Below are 22345 nucleotides of genomic sequence, written 5' to 3'. Positions count from 1 at the left end.
TGAAATCGAGAAATGATTCTAAAGGAGACGAGTCGCATGCAAACATTGATCGCGCTAGGAAGCATCATGATGTTTTTGGCCGTTGCCCTGGGAGCTTTCGGGGCACATGCTCTTAAACGCAGATTGTCCGTCGATATGATCAAAATTTACGAGACGGGTGTATTGTATCATTTGGTTCACGGTCTTGGCCTGATCCTGATCGGATTACTAGCCGATCGGTTGGAACAAAGCCATCTTGTTTCCGTCGCCGGTTGGTTGTTGTTTGCGGGCATTATCCTGTTTTCGGGCAGCCTGTACGCGCTAAGCATCACCGGAGTTCGCAAACTCGGCGCGATTACGCCGCTTGGCGGCGTTGCTTTTCTCGCGGGATGGGTCATCCTGTTGATTGCCGTCCTGTAATTCCGTTTAAGAGTCTGTTTATAGAACAAAAAGAGTGTTCCAGTCGATATCCTTATCGCTTGAGCACTCTTTTGCTGCTTTTAGCCGTTCCAGCATCGGCGGAGCATGGGAACGTCCCCATTCCCTTGTCTCTCCAGCACGAATACATCCGGATTCGAAAGCATCTTCCATTGCTCAAAGCCAAAGCTCGGATCGTACGTCCGGATCAACAAGGACAGCAGGTTTCCATGGGTGATCACTGCTGCGCGTTGTTCGGATCTGCCCCACAACTCCTTCAGCACTTCCATTCCCCTGCTCGTTGCGATTCGGGATGACTCCCCGCCTTCTTCTGCCCAATCCTCATCCAAATATGTATGCGCAAGGACGTCCATCCAGTTGTCCAGATGCCGAGTACTCAACACCCGCTCTTGAAGACGTTCGTCGGTATGTATATGCCGCATCACCGTCCGAGCAAGCGGGACAGCGGTATGAATCGCCCGTTTCCATGGACTGGAAACGATATATTTGATCGCGGAGTCGGCCAGCAGCTCCGCCAAACGTTCAGCCTGGACCAAACCAAGATCCGTAAGCTCGGCATCCGGCTCCTGGCCCGAAGCCTGGGCATGTCGAATGAGATAAATGGACTGCACGGCCACCCCTCCTGCATTCTGTAGCTCTGATGCACCTTTAGCAGCTTTCCAAATAGGCGAGCGCACGTTTCATTTTTTCACGATCCTCTTCCCGACCCGACGAGCTCAGGAAAGAAATTTGACTTTCATCCCATTTGCCTGACTGGTCGGAAACGCCCAACAGCTGCTTCAGCCGTTTGACGGTGCCCTGGCTTCCGTCAATGACTTGCACATGGTCCGGCAAAACGGATTCGAGAATGTTCGTGTAGTACGGATAGTGAGTACAACCAAGCACCACCGTTCCGTATTGCTTCATGTCAAGGCCCTCCAGCTTTTGACGGAAATAACCGGCGATTTTGTCGGGATCAAAATCGAGCTGTTCGCACCACTCGACAAGTTCGGGCAGCGGGACCGAGTCCACGCTGTAGTGATCGTCCACCCGGGACACCAGCGCATTGTATTTGCTTTGGCTCAAGGTTAGCGGAGTAGCAAACACCAGTACACGTTTGCCGTTCTTTCGATTCATTTCCACAGCGGGTTTGACCGCCGGCTCCATGCCGATTACCGGTATGTCCAGTCGGCTCCGCAGATCTCTGACCGCAAGGCTTGTCGCCGTATTGCAGGCAATGACAAGCGCCTTGACCTGCTCCTGCATAATGGCTTCCACACAATCAAAAATATGTCCGCGCACCGCGTCGGCCGGCTTCGTACCATAAGGAACATGAAGCGTATCCGCATAATACAGAAACTGTTCCTGCGGAAGTCGTTTCAGAGCCTCATGCAGCACCGTCAGGCCGCCGATGCCGGAATCAAAAAATGCAATTTTACTATTCAAAGGTTTCACCTCATTACGTATGGTTTCGACTTTCAGGAATGTCGTGATTCCTGTTCATGATGACTGGAGGTGAGGAATGTTTACTCTGCCTTCATTTTATACTGTCTGAGCCAGTCTTTGCCACTCTCCCATGTTTCTACCGGGTTAGCTTCTCCCAGCAGGCTAGAGCCGGCTTCCGCCATGATCCACTCCCGCAGGCCATTGTCCGGACTCGTTTCCAACCGCTGCAGCAGAACCCGCAATCCGGTCGTATCCAAATCCAACAACTGGTTATAAGCATCCGCGCTGGAGGAAATATACGCGTGAGGGTTGCTATGCACCATGCCGGCCGAGGAGCTGGTGATTTGCTGCAAGCTCTGCTCGATTCGCAATACGGCAATCCCTTCGTTTACCTGAACGGAGACATCCCACAACATGGCCAGGAGCAAACCTCCGCCCGCTGCCGCAAAAATCGCCTTCTTCCACATCCGATGGTTAGTCACATTGCTCCCTCCCGTTTCCGGTTCAAACGTAAAGCCCATTTCTCTTCATTTACGTTTTGGCCGGACAAATGCTGCGTCTGTCGCTCTACGATCTCAAAACCGAAGGAACTGTACAACCGGCGAGCGTCGGTTAACGCTTCATTGGTCCATAACACGATTCGGCCATAACTCCGCTCCTCTGCGAAACGAATGGCCTGCTCCAGCAGTTTGCGCCCCCAGCCTTGTCCCCGTGCCCCCGGTTCGAGCAGGAACCAGCGAAGCTGCGCCGTATGCTCGTCCGCTCTGACCAGCCCGATTGATCCTGCATGCCGGCCATCCAATTCCACGACCCACATCATTTCATGCTCATGATCTCCAGCGTGCCCGAACTGCTGCACTGCATTCTTCACAAAGGCGGCGAACCCTTCATCATAATTATACTCCTCGCGATAAATACGAATATGTGCTGCAATGACATGTTGCAGGTCCTTTTGTTCATACATGCGGATCATCGTATGTCCGTCCTCCATTCGCGGGTCTTTCCCTGAACGTCATCCGTTCAACAAACGCTGCAAGAGTCTTTCGCCGTCACTTCGTTTTCTGGATGCATGCTCTTCCAAAAAAGCCGGCAGCTCCCGGGGTTCTGCAGGACGGTATCCCGCCCCACAACCACAGTTATGATACGTGAAGCCGTGCTCATACAAATTGATCACCTTTGCCCATTGCTTCACGTCCTTTTGTTTGGGCGCCCTGAAATCCTGACCCATGCTGTGCATCGGCATGCCGCACTGGGGACAAACAGGTTCCAACGTCTCATAAACCCCGGGTTCCAGATCATATTTGGAAGTTTGTTTGAACGATTTGCGGCACGCGAAACAGGCAAATACTTCCTTGTAAGGTCCATTCATCGCATATCTGCACATGCAACTGCCCCCTCCTGTTTCTCGTTAAGAACTTTTAACGTAGAAGTACGTCATATGGGCTTCATCATATCCATGGCCCTGAACGACAAGCGCGTTTTTTTCAATGCCGTATACCTCGAACCCGTGCTGCTCATACAATCGTTTGGCGGATTCATTCGAGTCAACCACGCTCAGGTTGATCTGCTGCAGCCCGTCCAGCCTTCTGCCGCGCTCCAATACCTCTTTCAGCAAACCCGAAGCTATGCCTTGGCCGCGAAACGGCGGCGACACATAAACTCCCCAAATGAATGCTTTGTGTTTCAACTTGATTCCCTGCTCCCTTTTGAAGCCCATCATGCCTGCAAGCATGCCTTCTTCCGTGTAGGCTCCCAAAATATAATCGTCGGGATCGGTATGAATGCGTTCCCGAACCTCTTCCAACGGAATCGGTACAGACATTTCATAGGAAGCGCCGAACGACTCGGGATGGTTTTTCAACGCTTCCAGCCGCAACGGCCAATATGCTTCTGCCTCATCCGGCAGAATGCCGCGAAAAATGATTTTCGATGAGTCCACTCGTTCATTCATGCTCCGCCACTCCATTCACCTCGTAAGGATAATCGATCTGTCTCTTCACGTCTGCCAAACCCGTAAAAAACACAAAAGCATTTTCGTGAACGCGCACCTCCGACATGTATTGAAACGTAACCTGTAACCTGAACGGCCATCCCATTACTTTCGTTTCGCCGACTGTTCCAATCCACGGGCGATGATCCATTCCAGCCATTTCCAAGGCAAAAATGATTTTGCGAAAATAAGCATGCCCGAATCTTTGCCCAACGCATAACGGAGGCGCGGAGAACGCATACGCACGATACGGGCGATCTGATCCGCGACATCCTGCGGGTTTGGGGCGGTCTGCGAAGCCCGGCGGGAATAATTCAGCACCGCGTCCAACTGCTCCTTGTATGGAGAATCCTCGCGGTTTCTGATATTACCCAGCCCTTTGCCCCAGATGGGCGTACGATAAGCACCCGGTTCTACGAGCACCACTTTGACGCCCCAGGGCCGCATCTCATGACGCAGGCTCTCCGTGAAACCTTCCACGGCAAATTTGGAAGCCGCATATGGCCCATACCCCGGAAAACCGGACAATCCGCTGACGCTGGAAAGGTTGATGATCAGTCCATCTTTGCGGACCCGCATGCCCGGGAGCACCTCGCGAGTCACCCCGATCAGACCGAACAAATTCGTCTCCATCTGGCCTCTCCAATCCTCCATCGTCAGCTCCTCAATGAAACCGCCCACGGCAAAACCCGCATTGTTCACCAGCACATCAATCCGCCCGCGAATCCGCAACGCTTCAGCAACCGCCTCCCGGATGGATTCGGTATCCGTGACGTCCAATCGCATAAAATGCAGCCGATCCAGGACGCCCGCTTCTTCGGCGCGTTTTGCCAGTTCCTCCTTGCGCCCGAGATCACGCATCGTTGCTGCGACCCGGTATCCCTGTTTGGCCAGCGTCACTGCAGTAAGCATGCCGAAACCGCTCGACGTGCCCGTAATCAACGCAACAGGTTCATCTTGCCCCCTCTTTCGTTCCGTCACCCCGATCATCCTTCCCGTTTCAACGAATTTCCTTCCTCTTGGCGGATCGTCATGCCCGCTCTCTCTCCACCCTGCGCAGCTTGGTCACGCCGGGTTCGAATGTATACGGAACATGCCTGATGTCGGGCAAGTCGCATTCCAAACGTTCAGCCAATGCACAAAGCTCTGCCGACACCTTGGTCTCGATCTGTTCCGTTGTTTCCGCCCCGACGTGCCGTATGGAGACTTCCAGTTCCCCACCGACGCGCTGCACCACCCGGTAATGCAAAATGGCGGGAGAAGCGGCGATGACCGCCCGAGCAACAAAATCAGGAAATACGGGCACAGGCTCTCCGGTCACGCGATGCAAAAAAGAAAGCATATCATCGCAGCGTCCTTCGATCCGCTCGATGGCGGTAAACGGTGAACCGCAGGCGCAGCGCCCTTCCGCCTCGGTCAGAATGTCGTTCAGCCTGTAACGCACAATGGGCTGAGAAGTGCGGGAAAAATCCGTAACGATCGGCACGAAGCGCCGCGTGGACGGATCGATGTATTCCTTTTCGATATGCACGACGTCCTCATTGAGATGCAGCATGCCCATGCGGCAGGACGCCCCCAGGAAACCTTCGGTGCACTGATACGCCTGATGGATCGTCTGGCCGAACGTCTGCTCCAGCACGCTGCGGTCCAGCGGGTCAAGCACCTCGGCTACCGAGATGATTTTGTCCGGTCTGACGGTCAAGGTACCTTTCGCATAGGCCTCGCCCAACATGCGCAGCATGGATGGAGGCGCAACCCACACCGTGGCCCGATACGCTTCCAACCGCCCAATCAGTTCATGAACGGGCTCCAACAGGTCGAAATATTGAAACTGAAGCCGACCGCGCTGGACCGATTCGTATAAATTGCTGCTCGCCCGCAGAAAAAACGCGATCCGCGCCTTCCGCCACAGCCCGCCCGGCAGCAGCTTGGCCAGCACCGTACCCGTCCAGGCATCCTGCTCGCGCTCGCTCACCAGAAACAATCCGCGGTTGCCGGACGTTCCCGAAGACAGTCCTACCGTCATGCCCTGCAGCGATGGTTTGAAATTGCGCGTTTCCTCCCCCTCTCCGGCGAGGGCCATCGCTTCGTCTTTCGATATGCCGACCGTGTTGAGCCGATCGAAATGCTGCATCATCAGCGTTTTGTCGATCAGCGGGAAATTTCTCCAGTCAGACGACGCAATCCCTGCCCACCATTCCCGGTAAAAGGGAGAGCTTTCGCGGATGCGATCGACGTGGCGAACAATCTGCCGCTCCTGCCAGCGCTCAAGCGCCTGGCGCGTTCTCCAAGTTCGGAGCCCCCGAGTCAATGCGTAGTGGCGCAGTATGCGAAACGTGCTCATCGGGTCGCCCCCTCGGCCGTTCCCCAGGCTTGCAGCGCTTCGCGGCAATGGCTGGGCACGATTCGAATGTGAGGGAATCGTTGATGCATCGCGATCAACCGGTCAAAGTTGCGCCGATACTCCCCACGGTCCGACATGATGAGGCCGGCAAACGCATGCGGCCTGCGTTGTTCGCGAAAGGCCCTGCTGGACCAGACAGCGTCGGCGCACAGGAAATAATCGTGCCTGCCCGTGCTGAGCAGCAGTCCCATCATGCCTGCGGCATGTCCGGAAACATCAACGCCCAATATGCTGCCATCCCCAAACAGATCGTAGACCTCCGGAAATGGAAAATCTGCCGGAAGGCTTTCCACTCGCTTCGCCTTTCCTGTCACGGGAAGAGATCTGGCCTCAAAATCTTCCGGCAGCAATCCGGACAGGAAACCTGCCCGCACGGCAGCGATCGGGCCCAATGAACGAACGGCATCGTAGGCCTGCGGCAAATAGATCATTTTTGCCTGCGGAAAATCCCGCACGCCCGCAATGTGATCCCCGTGGAAATGCGAGAGAATGATATAGCGAATGTCTTCCGGCTGCAGGCCGATCCGCGCCAAAAACCGAACGGCACCGTCCCCTTCATTGTAGACGACGGGCGTAATATAACGGTACAGCGCATTGGGCAGACGATTCGTTTCCCGGAAGAAACGCGAGCTATAACCCGTATCCAGCAGCATGGGTCCATGCACCGGATGCACGATGCAGGCGAAACCGGCCGGAAACGAAACGGGGCGCAGGCTTCCGCCGCGCAGTGTCAGGAATTCGGGATGCGTGCAGTACCCCGCAGCGCCAAGGTGCAGTTCAACGGCGGTCGATGTCAGCATGCAGCAGCCCTCCACCAATCCGCGAATTTCCGCAAGCCTTCGTCCACGGACAATCGCGGCGCATACCCGAGCTTCTGCTTCGCGTCGTTAATGTCCAAAGTCTGCGTGACGGCTAACGAGCCGACCGTATAGCGGGTAAGCATCGGCTCCCCGAGAAAAGGCAGCAGGCGATGCACCCCTTCGAGCACCGCCGCGGCTCCGTACGCCGTCCGAAGCGATATGCGGCGCGTGCGCAAAGGCAGTTCGAGCATCGAGAAAAGGTCGGCAACGACGTCCTTGAACGGCCTTGGATCGCCGTTGGATATGTTGTACGCCCTGCCGAGCGCTTGTTCGTCGGCCTTCCAGCAAAGCAGCAACGCGTCCACGACGTTATCGACGCACGTCAGATCGATCTCTGCCTGTCCGCCGTCGATCATCGGCACGCCCGATTTGGCATTCGCCGCCACGATCCGCGGGAACAGCGTCCGGTCATGGGGGCCGAAGATGGCTCTCGGACGAATGATAATGGAAGGCATTCCTTCGGCGTGGGCCTGAAGCACAGCCTGTTCGGCCAAACGTTTCGTCGCCGCATAATGATTCGCCGGTCTCGGCGGCAAGGGATCATCCTCATGAATCATATGCCTGGAAACGTACCCAAAGTACACGCTTGGCGTGGATACATGAATCAATCGCTGCACGCCTGATCGCAGGCACGCATCGGCTACATTTTGCGTGCCTTCCACGTTGCTGCCGTAAAATTCGCGATACGCTCCCCATGGCGACGATAACGCCGCGCAGTGGAACACCGCATCCTGTCCTTGGCATGCCTGTTCGACAGCGTGTTTGTCCCGAAGGTCGCCGCGCACAAACCGAATGCCCTCCGCTTCCGATTGAAGCGACTGGCCCAAGCCGGAATCGCGCCCCATGGCGGTAACCTCCCAGCCTTCCGAAGCCAGCCTGACGGCCAGGTTGCGGCCGAGGCAGCCGGTGGCCCCCGTTACCAATGCTCTGTTCATTGCTATTCACCATTCCATTCTATGTCATGAGTCAGGGCTTCCGTCAGAGAAACCCGATGGTTCCGTGCAAGCCGCCATGCGTCCAGCACGATGCGCGGCTGCTGCAGCCAGGGTCTTCCATCCCCGCGAGCATATACGACATCGCGAGCGCCCTTCCAGGCATGCGCCCATTTCCGCAATCGGGACGGCGTGCACGCATATTTCAGCCCGACGCCCAGCATCGGCAGCAGCAGCATGGCCTTGGCATCAGGTCCTGGAACAGCCATGCGCCCTTCGCTCGCCAGACGTTCAGGAGCCAACAAGGCGCTGACCAGCTCTTCCCCCGAACCAAACAGATGAATGCCGCTCGTGGCGCGGGGATTGCACTCTATGGCAAACACTTGGCCATCCGGCGTTTCCATGAAATCGAAGCTGATCTGGCCGCTATAATTCGTCCCCTCGACAAAACGCCTGACCCAACGCAGTGCCTGCTCATGTTCCAGATGCTCAAAATGCACGCTGGCTCCTGCCCGGCCTGTCCGGAAACGATTCTCGTAAGCGGCATGCGCCACCACCAAGCCTTCATGCGCAATGCTGTAGGTGCACACTCCCCGGCCTTCAATATAAGACTGTGCGACCCAAGGAGAAGCCGGGGACAAACGATCGCCTTCAGGCGGTTCATTCCGGTATGAGTGCCGGGTTTGGGAAAGATCGTGCAATGGCATGCTCCATGCCCCACGCCGATTCCCGCCGCTGCGCATTTTCGGCAGCCGCACTTTGGAAGCAAAGCGGGAATACACCGGTTTCCATACCCAGTGCCCCTTTGCCTGCAAGTCAGCGTCTTCCTTGATCCACTGCCGACGACTCTCGATCAGGCGAGTTTCGGGAACCGGAAGACCCAGCGAGCGGGCAAGCAAAATAAACTCATGTTTATGATGCATCCTATGCAGCTGTTCCATGGCCGGAGCCAAAACACGGCAGTGCTCGCGCAGCCGCTCCGCCCCCCGGGCCACGTGGAAAATCTCCTCGCACATCGGGATCAGCACATCGATCTGATGAAACTTTACCAAGCTCTCCAAGGCCTCCAAATACGCGGCCCGCTCTTGGCGTGGCGGCGGTACCGCAAAACACCGGTCTACCGCGGAAGACGCACTGCATAGATGGTGTTTCATGCTCTCGGCAACATATACCTTATGGCCTGTCCGCTTAAGCATGCGCGCCAAATCAAGCGTCACCGGCGCACGCCCGCCCGTCAATAACACGCGAAGGGGAGTAGAGCGCATATGGCCTTGCACGGCAATGTCAATAGTCAAAAATGAGTCCCCCCAGAGACAATCCCGCAGCCGTGCCCACCATCAGCACCCTGTCGCCCCGTTGAATGCGCTGCTGGCGAATGGCTTCATGCAGCCCCATCGGAATGGACGCGGCAATCGTATTGCCATGATTGCGCGTGATGTCCATGAACCGTTCCGCCGGAATGCCCAGTTTTTTGCGAAGCAGCCTCATCGCCATCGCGCTTCCCTGATGGGGAATGACCAGTTTGAAATCCTCCATCCGCGTTGCGGAAGCCGCAAGCAAGTCATCCATAAATCCCGGGAGCAGCCTTGACGCCATACGAAAAATCGCCTGCCCATCCATATGAAACAAATACGGCTCCGGTGCGGAAGCATCGTAATGGGCCGCATGAAGCCTTGTTCCTCCACCGGCAATCTCCGAGTAGCGCGCTCCCCGGCTGTACGTTTTCATCGAGGCATGCACGATCCGGGAACTCTCGTTGTCGGCAGCCCGCTCAATAATAACAGCCGCTGCCCCGTCCCCGAAAAGCGCGGCGCTTTCTTTGTCTGCCCAGTTTAGTCCCGGCGAAGCAATCTCCGAGGCAACCAGCAGCACCCGGTGGTAACGGCCCGCATCTACCATATAAGAGATCACGTCCAGACCGTTCAGGAAGCTCAGGCAAGTCGCGTCCATGTCAAAGGCCGGGATGCCCGAATCCTGCTCTCCCATGGCCTGCTGGATGAACGCAGCCGTGCTTGGCAGAGGCTGCTCCTTCGTGCCGCTCGTACACACGAGGCAGTCCACATCGGTGAATTGCAACCCGGCATCCGCCAGTGCCGCCTCCGCCGCCCTTGCTCCCATGTACGACGACGTTTCCTTTCCTTCGGCATAGTGACGCACGCCCACACCCGTCGCTTTGCCAACCCAGCCTGCAGGCACCTGCAGGCGAGCATCCAGTTCCTCATCCGTTACTTTCCGTACCGGAAGATACTTTCCGGTTCCAACGATCTTCACTCTTCTAAGCTGCAATGGCCCAACCTCTTTCTATTTATGTAACGGAAAAAAGGCAGACGATCTGCCTCTTCCACATCTTCATGTCATACGAACAAACCGAACCTGTTAAAGCTATCGCTGCAAAATGCTCGCAAGCGCCTTATCAAGCGTGTCATATTTGAACACAAACCCTTCCTGCTCCAGCCTCTCGGGAAGCACCCAGCGGCTTTTGAGCACAAGCTCCGTTTCGGTTCGAATAAAGCGCGCGCCGAGTTCCAGCATCCAGCGCGGCGAAGGCAAGCCGACTTTCGCCCCCATCTGCTCTCTCAAACTCGCCATCAACTGGCGGTTCGTTACGGGATGGGGCGCAGAAGCATTAAAGACACCTTCCAACTGCTCATGCTGCTGCAGAAACTGGACTATCCGGAACAAGTCCTCGATGTGCAGCCAGCTGAACTGCTGCCGTCCCGATCCCTGCGCACCACCCAAGCCGAAGCGGACCAGATTCGCGAGCGGCTGCATCACCCCGCCATTGCCCAGCACGATGGCTATGCGAAGGGCGATCTGGCGCGTGGAAGGCAGCTGAAACTCAAAGAAAGCTTGCTCCCAAGCTTTCGCGACGTCAACAGAGAACCCTGTACCGATCTCGCCTTCTTTTTCCGTCATCGGGCGATCTTCGGCATGCCTGTAGATCGTCGCCGTGCTCGAATTGATCCAAACCTTCGGCGGCTGTTTGCAAGCCAGCGCGGCCTCGCCCAGTGCCCGGGTTGTCCGTGTTCTGGACTCCAGAATCACCCTGCGGTTCTCCTCGGTATAACGGCAATTCACGGATTTTCCGGCCAGATTGATCAACATTTCGGCCCCCTCCAGAGCCTGGACAATGCCTGATCGGTCTTCCCAGCCGACATGCCCCGGTTGGCGCGAGATGATGAGCACCTCGTACCCGAGCTTGCCGAATCTGTCCGCAAAATCCTGCCCTACAAACCCCGTGCCTCCCGCCAATACCACTTTGCCCATCGAATCGCCCCGTTTCCGCGCAGAATGCACTGCGAACATTCCATATACAAGTAAGAACGCCGAAATCGCCTTATTGGTTTGCTCATTTTTGCACATTTGTTGCCCATGGAAGCGATCGCGACCTCGGTTATTCGTTCCGCGTATTCCCTGCTCCCAGTGCCGCGTATAATTTCGCGCATTCTTGGCGTGCCCAATCGTGAGCAGGGTTTTGCTCAAGCTGCTCTCTCAGCACATCGTAAAAATCATGAATCATGAAGCCCTCTGGCAAGGAACCGAGCATGGCGACAAAGTCATACTCCGGCAATACGCGCTTTCCTGAACCGATTTCCTCCAGCCAAACCATCCATGCGGATACGGACAACACGCCTTCCTGCCAAAGCTCCGCTTGCAGTCCCAGCACATCCTGCAACTGCTCGTAGGCCGTTTCGTCGGCACAGCGCCGACAGGCCGTTACAGCCAGTTCATACAGTTCCGTCACGGCGCGGCGCTTTTCCGGGGTCAATTGCATTTCCAGACCGGCGAGAAAATCATCTGTCTGAATGGAGCGTCCATCGTCGTACAGAAGCGGAGCTTGAGCAAGCAAACGTACGATTTCTTCCATCTGCTCCGCACATATTTTATGTTCTTGAACAAGTCCGGGTAACATATAGTCTTTGATCATAGTACACTCCTGCATCGTTTGGTTATGATTTACACTATTATAACATGACGGCGCAAGCGCTCTGCCCGAAAATAAGGAGTGACGAGCAGACGAGCAATGCATACCAGCTAATGTGGCGAAACAAGGTAATGCCTCTGAACCAAAACATCGCAAAAAACGCAAGCTGCGGGCTGTGACACACCCTCACTTGCGTTTTCGTTCATTTATATCACCGGATTGCATGACCTGGTTGTCCCGACCATCTCTTGAAAGAAACGCGCGACAAATGCTCCAACACGTAACATGTACTGCGGATCGCCCTGAAAAAAGTGCTGATTTCCAAGTTTTCGTTCGGACCATGATTGTTTTGGTCGTAATTCGCATATGGAACAATAACGGAGGGCACATTCAAAATCTGGGTCCACACATAGTCCGGCAGCGTGCCGCCAAGGCTGGGCTGAATGACAGGACGTTGCCCTGTGGATTGCTCCAATGCCTCGGCAATGGCGAGCACGGCCGGATGGTCTGCGGGCGTCCTTGAAGCGGGGACCGCCCCTTTGCGCGTCAGCGTAATGCCGGCATCATGTTTTCGCACATGGCGGGCGAGCGCTTCGTATACCTGATCGGGGTCCTGTCCTGCAACGAGACGAATGTCCAACCGGGCTGTGGCGCGTGCCGGAATGATCGACCTTCCTCCTTTGCCTGTATGACCGCTGAACAATCCGTTCACATTCAGCGTCGGCTCGAACATCAGCCTGCGATGATACGTATCGCTATCGATATCCAGCGCAGCATAGCCGCTCTTGCGTCGAACCCCTTCCAGATCGTAGGGGATGTCGTGCAATATCTTTTCTTCAAGCTCCGTCGGCGGTTTCACTCCATCGGCGAACCCTTCAATGGTCACCTCGTTTCCGCTGCGCATCGTGTGCAGCAACTCGACCAGTCGCCATATCGGATTAGGCACGATATTGCCGAGGTTGCCCGAATGGTTGTCCCATCTCGCTTCTTCCGCCACCAGCTCCACGCCCAAAGCACCGCGCACGCCGAGCAGGATGGATTGTGCTCCCGACTCATGGGAAGAACCGTCTGTCGTATAGACCAGGTCCGCTTGTAGAAGCGCGCGGTGCTGCTCTACGAAAGCTGCCAGATGACGGCTCCCGGCTTCCTCTTCTCCCTCGATGATCCATTTGACGTTCACGGGCAATCGTCCCTGGAAATCCAGGTACGTCTTTGCACCGAGTATGCTTGCAACGAATTGCCCTTTGTTGTCGCCCGCTCCCCGTGCATAGATGCGGCCGTTTCGAATCGCCGGTTCAAAAGGAGCAGTTGCCCATTCGTCCAGCGGATCGGGAGGCTGCACATCATAATGGCCATACATAAGCACGGTGGTTTCATTGTCGGGATGGAGGTATTCCCCGTAAATGATCGGATGCCCTTCCGTTTCATAACGGCGGTTTTCGATGCCACAATCTGTGAACAACTCTTGTACCAGGGAGGCGCATTCGAGCATGCCGATATTTTGCGTGCTGATGCTTGGCTGGCGCAGCAGCTTGAACAATCGCTCCAAATACAGCTCTTCGTTCCGGGAAATAATTGAATCCACGCCTTCGACCAAGTTTCTCATCCTTTCTGTGTACAATTCCGTTTCGTCGTGCAGTCTCAATAAAGGGAAGAGTTCGTTTTATCTGGACAATGCGTCTATTTTTGAACGTATACATCGTTGAAGATCGGATACCCCAAGCCATCAAATTGCAATCCTTTCAGCGTATCGCTAGCTCCTACCACATACGGGAAGATGTATATCGGAATGATAATCGCGTGATCGTGGATGTACCTCAACACTTTGCCGTATATCTCAGCCCGCTTGGCATCGTCGAATTCAACCGCCCCTTGTTCAAGCCACTCGTCGACTTCCGGACTGGAAAGATTGGACAGTGTAGCCCTCGCTCCCGGAGCAGCTGTATGATAGAAAGGAAGCAGCGCATGCGGATCATCCTTGACCTGGCTGTTGCCGTAGATATCATAGTCCCCGTTCGTGTGCACAACGGTACCGACATCCTGCGTAATTTCCACTTCGACCTGTACGCCGATTTTTTTGAGCTGCTGTTGGATCATTGCAGCAATGTCATTCCGCTTTTCCCGGTTCGGCGAACCGTCCACGTAATGCAAGACAAGTTTCTGTCCATTCTTTTCACGAATGCCGTCCGCGCCGACTTTCCAACCGATCTCTTCCAGCAGTTGCGCTGCCTTCGCCTGATCGGGCTGGATCGCATTTTCCAGAGAAGCATCGTAACCCAATATGGAAGGCGTCACCGCAGACCAGGCTTGCTCATAGGTGCCCAGATACAGCGTCTTCACGATCGAACCGACATCGATGCCGTATTGCAATGCCTGCCTGGCCTTCAATTCGTTCCATGGTTCTTTTTTCTGATTAATGAACAACGTATAAGGAAGACCTGGCGTGTTCACTTTCAGCAATTGAAAACCGGGCTGTTTCTCCAATGTCAGCACATTTTGGGGCGGGACCGTCTCGATGGCCGTCACTTGTCCGCTTTGCAGGCTGCCCACGCGAGTGGCTTCTTCCGGCATGATTTTGAACGTGAGCGTGTTTAGATATGGTGCTCCTTTATTTTCAACTGTTTCTGGAGCCCAAGCGTAGTCGGCATTGCGTTCAACCTGTACCTGCACGTTCTCGTCCCATTTGATGAATTTGAAAGGTCCTGTACCGACCGGATGCTGTCCGAACTGCTCGCCGTACTTTTTCACCGCGGTTGGCGATACGATGCTCAGCGCAGCTTGGCTCAAATTGCCGAGAAATGCACGCGAAGGCTCGGATAAATTCAGTTGGATTGTATATTCATCGATCACGTCGGAGCTTTCGTAAGGAACGATTAATGCCGCCGAATTGCCGGCTTTGGTGTTCGGGTCAAGAATACGGTCCAAGCTGAATTTCACCGCTTCGGCATTGAATGGCGTGCCGTCATGGAACGTCACTCCCTTACGCAGTTTGAACGTATACGTTTTGTGATCCTCCGACTCCTCCCACTCGGTGGCCAGCCAAGGTTTGATCGTGCCATCGTTCGTTTTTACCACCAAATTTTCGAAAATCGTCCGGTAAACGCGAATGGCAACCGCAAGCCCGCTTCGTGCCGGGTCCAACGTATCCGGCGAGGTGGCGAGCGCGTAAGTGACGTCCCCTCCTTTGGCTATCGTACTCCCCGATGCTTCAGACCCTTCTGTCGGACTGTTCGTCGCCGTTCCTTGACCCCCGCCCGAACCGTTCGCGCAAGCCGACAACAACAAAACCAATGTCAAAATGACCGAAGCCCAGCGTATCCGTGTGCGCATGCGATCCCCACTCCCCCTGTCAGACATTCATGTGCTGCTGATCCGCAACATTAGCCCATGATGCCTGCGCGTTATAATATTGATTAATTCAATTGATATACTTGGTATTAAATGATACTTGATCCCTTCCTGGATGTTTAATCGAAACAATCTATAACGTTATTGAAAAATCATATACTCGGTAAGCTTCTCACCAAGAGAAGCGGGCTAACTCAAAAAGGACGCCCCCTCGGCAAGATGCCGACAAGAACGTCCTTTCGTTTCATTTTGATCATTTTGAGTCGCCAAAATACTTGAATACTTCGACCGTCTCCGCTAAATCTTCCGGACCCGAATAGATCTCCATGACCTTGCCGAGCTCAATGCCGAAATCAACGTATCCTTGCGCTTTGGCCGTAACGAGACGCCCGTCAACGACCACGTTTGCATCCATGTAATGCCCTTCCGAAGTGATGGTCCTCATTTCCGTCTCTGCATTGGTTGTGAAGGAGCGTCCCGCTAATAAGCCGGCCTTGCCCAGCAGCAATGTGCCTGCACAAATGGCGGCCAGCGCCGATCCATTCCGATCGAGCGCCCGCAGCCATTCAAACAGCGGCTGCCTGTCAAGCAGCGATGTGACATCACCGCCAGGAATGATAAGCAATTCGACTTCAGCCGGGTTCAGCTCTGTGAAAAGGTGGTCCGGGTTGACGGACAATCCCTCGTAAGATCGAAGCGGTCCCCGATCCGGCGCCACCGTTACGATTTCCCCTTGCGTTTTCATAAAATAACTTGCCAGCATGATTTCAAAGGAAACATAACCTTCGAAAAGCAATAGATGTGTCTTCATCTGAAATAAATCACTCCTTCCGCAGATGTTCGCGGATTGCCACGCTGGGGCTCTCCCCAACCTCATGCGTATCCGCCAAACCTTTATCGGTCCAAACAACAAGGGCCGCCATACCCGATCGGGAACAACGAGCCGGCGTTTGCCTGTTTTCCCGCATCTAGAGAAAGGCCTTGATCGCCGCGAAATACTCGCGGATCATGTTGACCGGCTTCAGATGCATCGGCGAAGGCGCCGAAATGCCGTATGCTGATGCATATCCGTTTTTGGAAGCCAGGTATTTGGCCCTGAACATGTGGTAGTCGCTCGTTACCAGCATGATTTCAGGATGTTCGTTCCCTGCATCTTCAATGATCTTTTTGGAAAAGGCGAGATTCTCCTGCGTGCTGGTCGACTTGTCTTCCATCAGCACCTGTCCCGGATCGATGCCCTGTTCCTCAACAAGGTATGTTCTCATGGCGAGCGCCTCGGTGATGGATTCCCCCGGTCCTTGACCGCCCGATACAATGACGGGAATATCCGGGTGAGCGCGTATGTAGTCCAGGCTGGCATCCAGTCGCTGCTTCAAGGTCAGCGAGAGCTCTGTGCCTTTGATGCCTGATCCGAGAATGATGACATAATCGGCCTCTTCGGGATCATCCGAGTGCAGCTGGGTAAATACGAGGGCCTCTATGATGACGAACGAAACGGCAGCGATGCCGAAGCCGATCAGCAGAATTCTTTTGAACACCACGTGTCTCTTATAATCAATACGGCGCAGAACGATGAACGCCGCGCTGAGCATGCCGAAAAACATGACGGGAAACCGTGCTCCCCAGAACGATAAAAAGAGCATAAAACTAACCACTAAAACGATATCCAATATCCACCCTTTGCTGCGCATGAATTGTTTCATGAACTCCGGCCTGTCCTCCTTCCTTGAGCTTTACGCCAGAACTCTGACTCAAGCTCCCGTATACCCTATAAACAAATCGTATGAAGTTTCGTTGCGGCCAAACAAGGAACCAAATTCCAATCGCGATGGATAGACGGATTGCACGAATCGCGAGTTACCACGTATCCTTCCCATCATGTAACGGAAAGCAGGCGCTGGAGAGACTCTAACGAAACTCACGCACCTTATTCGGCAAGATTTCGCCCATGTTGAAGGCTAACGAATCTCAGGCACGCTAAAGTAGACCGAACGAGTCTTTTTAATGTCAATCCAGCCAAATAGCGTCTCTACGGTTCGTTAGCGCTCGAAACCACATCAATGCCGCCGAATAAAACGCCTCAGGTTCGTTAACACGTGAACATCCCATCCAGTTCTCTATCAATCGGCATCCACTCCCACCCACAGCTCCACGAACGAAATACTCGATGAATTTGCCCAAGGCTAATCCCGAATAATCGTCAGTTTCGGCCACTGTAGATGCCAATTTTTGCCTTCCACACGCCGCAAATATGCGCTCCGGTCCGCAAAAAAGGGACTTCGACGCACAATCAAACCGTACAAGTCTTCCAGTCCGTGCGGCGCGCAAATGTCGAGTTGGTCCTGCTCATTCAGGCGAGCGCCTACCGCCGTTACCACCTCGGGCCAATGCCGAAGGGCATCCGACGTCGATTGATACGGCTCCGTACCGTTGCGCAGATGCATCCGGGCCTGATTTTTCACCGACCAGAGCGGATTCCCCGTTTCACGACGAAGAACGTTCTCGATCTGCACGTCCCGTTCTTCCCGCACATCCTCCGGATCATAATAAACTACGTCGATATCGGTATGCGAGTCGCGATGCTTATAACCATGCAAACGATCCCATATATAATTGCGAATATATCCCGCGCCAATGTAGCATTGAGGCAAGCCAAGCGCCCGTACCCGCCGCAGATCCTGCAGAAGCTGCGCGTATTCGGAGATGTCCTCTTTCAGCCGATCCTCCAACCGTATCATCGCCTAAGCCAAGCCCTCCCCCCACAGATCCCATGTAATCTCCAAATCATCACCTTACCACTATATCACGTCCGGCTGACCCAAATAAAACAAACCCCGGTTCCCGGAATAACTAACCAAGCCAAAGACCCCTTTAAGAAACGCAAATACCCCTTCCGCAGCCCCGCTCACATCCATCCGTACAGACGTTTGCAGCCTGGGCAACCAAAGGGGTTTTCCCGCATACGATGCTTATTGGTTTCTATTCGACCTTGTCACTTCGCTGAATTTATCGAACCCGGCTCAACCCAACTTGTCTATGAGGCTGAATTTCCCGTTTTGCTCCGCAATGCGGAATATGGCCGGGCGTTCCTTCGGATGTTCGTTGGGCGTATGAATGGTCAGGCAGAGTTTGCCGTCCAGCGTGCGAAACAACATGCCATGTCCGCCATCTTTGGCAAACAGCGGCGTCTCGTCCTGCTTCCACGGCCCCTCGGGCCGCCCCGATAATGAACGCGCAATGCCCATCGTATATCCGGCCTCCCCCATGGTGGACCACATCATGACAAGCTCGTCGTTTTGCATCCGGTACAAAAAAGGTCCGTCCGTCACATGACGGCGGCCTTCGTCCCCACTGCCCACCGACCATGGGGCTTCGGAAGCCCGGAACAACAGAACCGGTTCACCGATCGCTGCCGACAGGTCTGGCTTCAGACGGACCGCATACATCTCCCCGTCTTCAACCTGAACCCACTCCCGGCAAAAGATCATCCACGGGTCGCCCTGTCCATCCACATGCAGCGTGCCGTCCAGGCACTCCCATTCCGGCGGGGTCAGCGTTTCCGCCCATATTTCAAACGGGCCTTCCGGCTGATCCGCAACCAGCACCCCGGTTACCCGCGGTATGCCCTCGGCCTTGAAGCTGGCGAACATGTAATACCGTCCATCCCATTCATGGACTTCGGGTGCCCAATAGTGATGATCGGACCAAAAGTCCGGTGCCGGACGAAAACACGGAATCGGTCCCTGCCAATGGACAAGATCCTCGCTCTCGTAAACATCAAAACCGATGGCCGGACCGTTCCATACGTTTTTTCCGATCGAACCGTACAGGTAGTATTTCTTTCGGGACGGTACCGTCAATATGTAAGGATCACGCAAATGAATCTGCTCCAAGCTAAACTCGCTCAACCATGACTCCCCCTCTTGAAAAATACGTTGTCCCCAAGAGTATACATGATATTCCCGAACCCCGGTGCTTCAAAAATCAGACATGGCCCTCATCCCCACATGCCGATCAACAAGATGCCGCCGAATATGACGATCGAGCAAAGGATGCGTTTCCTGCCCTGCTGCTCCTTCAGCAGCAAAATACCGAGAAAGGCGGCAAACACCGTCCCTACCTCACGCAGCGGGCCAAGACGAGCCATCGGCGCCTGCTCCAGCGCAAACAGGAACAGCAGGTACGACCCGGGGTTCAGCAGCGCACCAAGCAGGATGGTCGACCGATTGGCCTTCCATTCCTGCCGCAATTGTTTTGAAGCAAGCATGGCCGGCGTAAGTCCCGCCACGAAACCGATGTTGGTTACTTCAAGCAGGGACAACGGCGAAAGGTGTTCCAGATTCAACTTGTCCACAAACACGTAGCTGGTGGTACACAGCCCGACGCAAAGCGCCATCAGCACCGGTTTCAACCCCTGTACTCCGGAATGGCCCGCCACTGACCTGCCGCCGATGCCGCTCAACGCAACAAAACCGCCAAGCATGCAGGCAATGCCGATCCATCCCGCCGGGGACAGCGCTTCCCTCAAAAAAACGACGCCGATCAGCGGGACCAGCAGCGTGCTCGTCCCCCGCATAATCGGATAAATTTGTGACAGGTCGCCCAGAACGTACGTCTTGGACAACAGCCACGAATACAGCGCCTGCAGCGCCATAGATACCACCAACAATCCGTATGCCACGGTGGACAGTGTTTGTTCCGCAAGCTCCATGACTAATGTGGGAAGCAAAATCACCGTCGGAATCATCATTATCGACCAAAGAAAAACGCTTTTGTTCAAGCTCCGTTTCGTAAACATGCTCCATATCGCATGAGCCATGCCGGATGCCAACACCAGCGTAATCGGCAAAATCATCGTTGTCTTCGTCCTCTCTTACGCTTGCTGCTGCCCTGCGGCCGTTTCCGGAGCATGTTCGGGCTGCTCTGCAACCGTCGAACCGTCTTCCAGACGAAGCCATGTATCAAACGAGCGCTGCCCTTCCTGCAGCCTGATGACCCGCGCCCCGCGCAGCATGCCGTCACGTCCGTACGTGCTGTGTCCGCTGGAACGCCCGTAACAGAGGCGAATGCCGTGGTACGTCCCGTGAAAATCATTCACATGGTCATGCCCGCAAAAGGTGCCCATCACGTCCCCCATTTCCAGCATAGCCGCAAACAGGCCCGAATTCACTTGAGCGGAGCACACCGGTTCATGCTTCACGCCGTAACAGGTCTGCGTATCCCACATGTACTGATATTCCGGAATCGGGATATGGAAAAACGCCAAGGCTGGCAGCTTCTCCCCGCGTGCGCGGCCGGGATTGGCGCGTGTGGATTCATCCATCAGCCACTGGAGCTGATTCGGCTGAACCCAGCCGTAACCGGGGATGGATTCGATCTGCGAATAGGCGCCCGAATCCAGAAAATACAGCTGCGCTGCCGCCTTGCCGTCCGTACCGGCGATGGATAACGCATAATTGCCCAATCCGGCAATGGACGTCGGCCCGGGTTCGGTGACGCTGTGGTCATGTTCCTGAATGACGTCCATCAGCCCCTGCTGGGTGATCCGATTCTCCGCGTCATGATTCCCGTATACAAACGCCCAGGGGATGCCCCGTTCCTCAATCGCGGACACCGCATCCCGGAATGCCTGCTCCGGATGCTCGCATGGTTGATTGCCCGGATCGACCGGGCCGGTATAGATCACGTCTCCCGTAAACACGACGAGATCGGGCCGTTCGGCCTCCACGATCGTTTCCATCATCCGGCGCGTGCGTTCGTCTTCGGGCCGACCGTCTTTCCAGTGCAAGTCCGTAAACTGCACGATCGTAAAGCTTCCATTTTTCCCAAATGCCAATGGCTGTTTCATCCTGCGCCTCCTGCCCATGCCTGAAATCCACATTGTTGTTTTGTGTGGTTTCATGTTGTTTGTTATGATATTATTCCTGACTCCTCCATCTGTCAACTACGAACTAGAAGGATTGCGCGGCCTTTGCGTCGAACTACACAACAACAAAATAACAAACGATATAGATTGAACTGGAATTTTGCACCAAACGGAGAGAGAACAGAAACAATTTGGAGATAACAGCGATTGGAGGATGGCTCTGACCGCGTAGTGTCTCTGTGTAAAAATCATGGGTTCAACCTATATACACAATGGAGGAATGCATCATGCGAACAGACCAGGACATGCTGGCATGCATCCTGAACGCGGCAAAATCCGATGAACGCGTGCGCCTCGTCACGCTGGAAGGCTCACGAACCAATCCCAACATTGCGCCAGACCCGTTCCGCGATTTCGACATATCCTTTTTCGTGACCGAACTGGACTCCTTCAAGTCGAACGATGCCTGGCTCGACGTTTTTGGCGAAAGACTCATGATGCAAAAGCCCGAGGATATGGAGCTGTTCCCGCCCGAGCTCGGCAACTGGTTCTCCTACCTCATGATTATGGCGGATGGGCACAAACTGGATTTGACGCTCATTCCTCTGAACGAAACGGAAGCCTATTTCGAAGACAGCGACGGACTGGTTCGCGTGCTGCTGGACAAGGACGGCCGGGCTGCGAAGCAGCAGCAAACTGCACCCACCGATCAGTCCTACTGGATCAAACCGCCTACGGCCAGGTCCTTCGACGATTGCTGCAACGAGTTCTGGTTCGTCGCCACCTATGTCGTCAAGGGCCTCGCACGAAAAGAGATTCTGTTTGCCGCGGATCACATGAACAACATTTCCAGACCGAATCTGCTGCGCATGATGAGTTGGCAGATCGGGGCGGAACAAGGCTATTCTTTTAGCGTGGGGAAAAACTACAAATTCATCGACCGCTATTTGCCGGAGGAAGACTGGCAGGCGCTGCTGTCTTCTTATTCGCAACACGGATATAAAGAGATGTGGTCATCCCTCTTCGTCATCTACGACCTGTTTCGCAAATACGCGAAAGCGGTCGCATCCCGGCAGGGTTACCCTTATCCTCCATACGACGAGGTAATTACGGAATATACGGAACGGATTCATCGCGATTTGAAACACCGTTAACAACCGTGTCCCCCGAGTATTGAA

24 protein-coding genes are annotated in these 22345 nt (G+C 54.7%); 2 read left to right on the top strand and 22 right to left on the bottom strand.

The genetic code is table 11. The features are described from left to right. The first annotated feature begins 36 nt into the window (after window positions 1-36). On the top strand, window positions 37-399 hold the full coding sequence (locus MKY59_RS08205; RefSeq protein WP_236416023.1) for a DUF423 domain-containing protein: 363 nt from the start codon (window positions 37-39) through the stop codon (window positions 397-399). Window positions 400-479: 80 nt separating this feature from the next. Here MKY59_RS08205 and MKY59_RS08200 read toward each other — a convergent pair whose 3' ends face one another. The 22 genes from MKY59_RS08200 to MKY59_RS08095 form a co-directional block, all read right to left on the bottom strand. After that, window positions 480-1028: a histidine phosphatase family protein gene (locus tag MKY59_RS08200; RefSeq protein WP_339277052.1), complete on the bottom strand. Its 549-nt coding sequence runs from the start codon at window positions 1026-1028 to the stop codon at window positions 480-482. 37 nt (window positions 1029-1065) lie between these two features. Further along, a complete protein-coding gene (murI, locus tag MKY59_RS08195) occupies window positions 1066-1842 on the bottom strand; it encodes a glutamate racemase (RefSeq protein WP_339277051.1) in 777 nt (258 codons plus the stop codon). Window positions 1843-1922: 80 nt separating this feature from the next. Beyond that, window positions 1923-2324, bottom strand: coding sequence for a hypothetical protein (locus tag MKY59_RS08190; protein ID WP_339277049.1), 402 nt, complete (start codon window positions 2322-2324; stop codon window positions 1923-1925). Next, a complete protein-coding gene (locus MKY59_RS08185; protein WP_339277048.1) occupies window positions 2321-2833 on the bottom strand; it encodes a GNAT family N-acetyltransferase in 513 nt (170 codons plus the stop codon). The genes MKY59_RS08190 and MKY59_RS08185 overlap by 4 nt, the downstream gene beginning before the upstream one ends. Window positions 2834-2854: 21 nt before the next feature. Further along, window positions 2855-3226 (bottom strand): hypothetical protein, encoded by a 372-nt coding sequence (locus tag MKY59_RS08180; RefSeq protein WP_339277047.1) that lies wholly within the window; start codon window positions 3224-3226, stop codon window positions 2855-2857. A gap of 24 nt (window positions 3227-3250) precedes the next feature. After that, entirely contained in the window at window positions 3251-3793 is a 543-nt protein-coding gene (locus MKY59_RS08175; RefSeq protein WP_339277045.1) for a GNAT family N-acetyltransferase, read from the bottom strand. Window positions 3794-3937: 144 nt separating this feature from the next. Continuing rightward, window positions 3938-4822 (bottom strand): SDR family oxidoreductase, encoded by an 885-nt coding sequence (locus MKY59_RS08170; RefSeq protein WP_236416038.1) that lies wholly within the window; start codon window positions 4820-4822, stop codon window positions 3938-3940. A 40-nt stretch (window positions 4823-4862) separates the two neighbouring features. Then, window positions 4863-6176, bottom strand: a complete 1314-nt coding sequence (locus MKY59_RS08165; protein WP_339277043.1) for a F390 synthetase-related protein — start codon at window positions 6174-6176, stop codon at window positions 4863-4865. Beyond that, complete coding sequence (locus MKY59_RS08160) at window positions 6173-7036, bottom strand: MBL fold metallo-hydrolase (RefSeq protein ID WP_339277042.1); 864 nt, start codon at window positions 7034-7036, stop codon at window positions 6173-6175. The genes MKY59_RS08165 and MKY59_RS08160 overlap by 4 nt, the downstream gene beginning before the upstream one ends. After that, window positions 7030-8031 carry an SDR family NAD(P)-dependent oxidoreductase gene (locus tag MKY59_RS08155; RefSeq protein WP_339277040.1) on the bottom strand — a complete coding sequence of 334 codons (1002 nt, stop codon included), beginning with the start codon at window positions 8029-8031 and terminating at the stop codon, window positions 7030-7032. The genes MKY59_RS08160 and MKY59_RS08155 overlap by 7 nt, the downstream gene beginning before the upstream one ends. A 2-nt stretch (window positions 8032-8033) precedes the next feature. Beyond that, window positions 8034-9323, bottom strand: a complete 1290-nt coding sequence (locus MKY59_RS08150; RefSeq protein WP_339277038.1) for an ATP-grasp domain-containing protein — start codon at window positions 9321-9323, stop codon at window positions 8034-8036. Next, window positions 9313-10314, bottom strand: a complete 1002-nt coding sequence (locus MKY59_RS08145; RefSeq protein ID WP_339277037.1) for a beta-ketoacyl-ACP synthase III — start codon at window positions 10312-10314, stop codon at window positions 9313-9315. Before MKY59_RS08145 ends, MKY59_RS08150 begins: the two co-directional genes overlap by 11 nt. 96 nt (window positions 10315-10410) lie before the next feature. After that, on the bottom strand, window positions 10411-11295 hold the full coding sequence (locus MKY59_RS08140) for a TIGR01777 family oxidoreductase (protein WP_236416049.1): 885 nt from the start codon (window positions 11293-11295) through the stop codon (window positions 10411-10413). 127 nt (window positions 11296-11422) lie between these two features. After that, a complete protein-coding gene (locus MKY59_RS08135; RefSeq protein ID WP_339277035.1) occupies window positions 11423-11956 on the bottom strand; it encodes a hypothetical protein in 534 nt (177 codons plus the stop codon). A gap of 208 nt (window positions 11957-12164) precedes the next feature. Further along, on the bottom strand, window positions 12165-13559 hold the full coding sequence (locus MKY59_RS08130; protein WP_339277033.1) for a M20/M25/M40 family metallo-hydrolase: 1395 nt from the start codon (window positions 13557-13559) through the stop codon (window positions 12165-12167). A gap of 74 nt (window positions 13560-13633) precedes the next feature. Beyond that, window positions 13634-15283, bottom strand: coding sequence for an ABC transporter substrate-binding protein (locus MKY59_RS08125; protein ID WP_339277032.1), 1650 nt, complete (start codon window positions 15281-15283; stop codon window positions 13634-13636). 271 nt (window positions 15284-15554) lie between these two features. Then, complete coding sequence (locus tag MKY59_RS08120; protein ID WP_236416056.1) at window positions 15555-16112, bottom strand: DJ-1/PfpI family protein; 558 nt, start codon at window positions 16110-16112, stop codon at window positions 15555-15557. 157 nt (window positions 16113-16269) lie between these two features. After that, entirely contained in the window at window positions 16270-17004 is a 735-nt protein-coding gene (locus tag MKY59_RS08115; protein ID WP_236416059.1) for a YdcF family protein, read from the bottom strand. Between the two features lie 480 nt (window positions 17005-17484). Beyond that, on the bottom strand, window positions 17485-18039 hold the full coding sequence (locus MKY59_RS08110; protein WP_339277030.1) for a nucleotidyltransferase family protein: 555 nt from the start codon (window positions 18037-18039) through the stop codon (window positions 17485-17487). 282 nt (window positions 18040-18321) lie between these two features. Continuing rightward, window positions 18322-19209: a glycoside hydrolase family 43 protein gene (locus MKY59_RS08105; protein ID WP_339277028.1), complete on the bottom strand. Its 888-nt coding sequence runs from the start codon at window positions 19207-19209 to the stop codon at window positions 18322-18324. A gap of 89 nt (window positions 19210-19298) precedes the next feature. Next, window positions 19299-20156, bottom strand: coding sequence for a DMT family transporter (locus MKY59_RS08100; protein WP_339277027.1), 858 nt, complete (start codon window positions 20154-20156; stop codon window positions 19299-19301). Window positions 20157-20174: 18 nt separating this feature from the next. Continuing rightward, entirely contained in the window at window positions 20175-21149 is a 975-nt protein-coding gene (locus tag MKY59_RS08095) for a metallophosphoesterase family protein (protein WP_339277026.1), read from the bottom strand. A gap of 305 nt (window positions 21150-21454) precedes the next feature. Between MKY59_RS08095 and ant(6) the strand changes: the two genes are divergently transcribed. Continuing rightward, on the top strand, window positions 21455-22321 hold the full coding sequence (gene ant(6) / locus MKY59_RS08090; RefSeq protein ID WP_339277024.1) for an aminoglycoside 6-adenylyltransferase: 867 nt from the start codon (window positions 21455-21457) through the stop codon (window positions 22319-22321). The last annotated feature ends 24 nt before the right edge of the window (window positions 22322-22345 follow it).

The organism is Paenibacillus sp. FSL W8-0426 (assembly GCF_037969725.1).
In the GTDB taxonomy this organism is placed as follows: domain Bacteria; phylum Bacillota; class Bacilli; order Paenibacillales; family Paenibacillaceae; genus Paenibacillus; species Paenibacillus hubeiensis.
Note: the sequence above shows the minus strand (reverse complement) of the source record. Positions and strands in the feature narration are given on the sequence as shown.